Origin of the sequence: Bacillus sp. AFS001701, assembly GCF_002559405.1 — a bacterium.
Taxonomy (GTDB): domain Bacteria; phylum Bacillota; class Bacilli; order Bacillales; family Bacillaceae_G; genus Gottfriedia.
Genome location: NZ_NTZO01000138.1, coordinates 1 through 1,816, shown reverse-complemented (window position 1 = coordinate 1,816; position 1,816 = coordinate 1). Strand labels below are relative to the sequence as shown.

Here is a 1,816-nt window from a genome sequence, read left to right as displayed (position 1 = left end):
TTATTCATCTATCCTGCCATTATGTTGAATAAGAAATAGCGATCTTCTATTGAAGTATCGCATGAGTTAGTTGATTAAGGTTCATAAACGCAATTTCTTCAACAGAACTATTTAGAAATTCCATGGAATTGAATCCAAAAATGCCTTTATAAAATTCTTTATTCAAATTAGGATTGATTTTATTTTTTTCCTAAGGTTTTTCGTGTACTATAAGTGGAAAAAGAATGCAGCCATCCAAAAAGGCTAAAAGCACCTGTGACTAAAAAAAACTGAAGTGCTGTAATATTAAGTTCAAAATGCATAACAGTAGCAACATAAATCCCTATAAATATTCCACTAATCAAACCGTAAAGAACAAATTTCTTTGAAAAACCCCCATCTTTTTTAACTGTTCTATAATTTATTATTGAATGAACTACTCCTCCTATAATAAATACAGGCACTACTAAAAGAGCAAATTTCCCCATATTCCACCTCATATTGTTTGTTAGAATACATTAATTATATCTAAATAGTTAGGTTCTGTATTTGGGGGAATTTGACCTTTTTAACATAGAATTTCAGAGAATCCTTATTCAACTATCCTGCCATTTACTCGAATAAGAAAAAAGCTACCGAAGCAGCTTTAAGGTTGTTCAACAATTGCATGCGTTAGTTGAATAAGAAATTACTAATCTTACTCTTCTGAATCGCATAATTCTTCTGAAATTTGCTTAATTCGTTCTAATGTTATTCCTTCTCTTTGTTCCACTGCTAATGGGTGTTTAGTTGGCTCTAATTCAATAACAGGACACAAACCGATTGCCCTTGTGTGTACCATAGTTTTTAAATTTATTGTGTCTGGGTAACAAGAAATATCGGTCGATAACCAACCAAACATAGGATCCAATTTTTGTACCCTTTCAGGATCCTCCCAAAAATCATTTGTTTTATCGAAGTTCTCTTCGCTTAATGATATCCATACATCCCAAATAAACTTTTGATTCGTATCGATAACAGGAATTTCAATATTTCCACGAATAAAAAAATACTTATCATCAATAATACATAAATCATCGTTCATCTCGACACGACTTTCTTGCTCATCAACTGGAATATCAAAAAAATAGTCAGGAACTGCACTTCCGTAACTCATTGGTAACTCTTCATGATATTTTCCACAACACTTACATACAAAACCATTACTCATGTGATTGCCCCCAAATACTTTTAACTAATTTAATAATAAACTAACTTTTATTTTTGATGAAGTAGAGAACTTCTTATGCAACTAAACTGCCATTTAGCTCAATAAAAAAATCGACTAAACAGTCGATCGTGTTGTTCAACTAATGCATGCGTTAGTTGAACAACTTACAAACAATAAGATGTTTTTCTAACATCTAAAATTTCAGCTCTTGAACAATAGAAATGTAATCTATCCTCTTCATAATCCATCACTTCAAGTTTTATATTCTCCCATCTTCGTTCACTAACATCTTTTATATCTAATGATATTTGGTGATAAGTTCCTATACTTTCAAATTTGATTTCTTGTGGATTATGGAATCTAACCATAATTTTATATCTTGAACCATTACTTTCTATTACAAATTCAATTTCAAGTACAGCCTTCTTTTCAAAATCTTCTTCATACATTTTTAAATGAAAGTCACTAATTAGCTTAACTTCTATAAAAGAAAAATCGCTTATTTCTCTTTTTACTAAGTCTATATTTAAATTCATAATTCCACCTCTTGTGGTACTAAATCTAAGCAAATAACGCACTGTATTAGCTGCATATCATTAAATAAACAATGGTTTCTATACTTAATCA

The 1,816-nt window shown here is 30.3% G+C and carries 3 protein-coding genes; all 3 read right to left on the bottom strand.

Going from position 1 to position 1,816, the window contains the following annotated elements; translation table 11 throughout:
• Window positions 1-179 precede the first annotated feature (179 nt).
• Window positions 180-467 (bottom strand): hypothetical protein, encoded by a 288-nt coding sequence (locus CN514_RS10950; RefSeq protein ID WP_098232606.1) that lies wholly within the window; start codon window positions 465-467, stop codon window positions 180-182.
• 209 nt (window positions 468-676) lie between these two features.
• Entirely contained in the window at window positions 677-1,189 is a 513-nt protein-coding gene (locus CN514_RS10945; RefSeq protein WP_098232605.1) for a DUF2199 domain-containing protein, read from the bottom strand.
• Between the two features lie 164 nt (window positions 1,190-1,353).
• Entirely contained in the window at window positions 1,354-1,725 is a 372-nt protein-coding gene (locus tag CN514_RS10940; protein ID WP_098232604.1) for a hypothetical protein, read from the bottom strand.
• Between the last annotated feature and the right edge of the window lie 91 nt (window positions 1,726-1,816).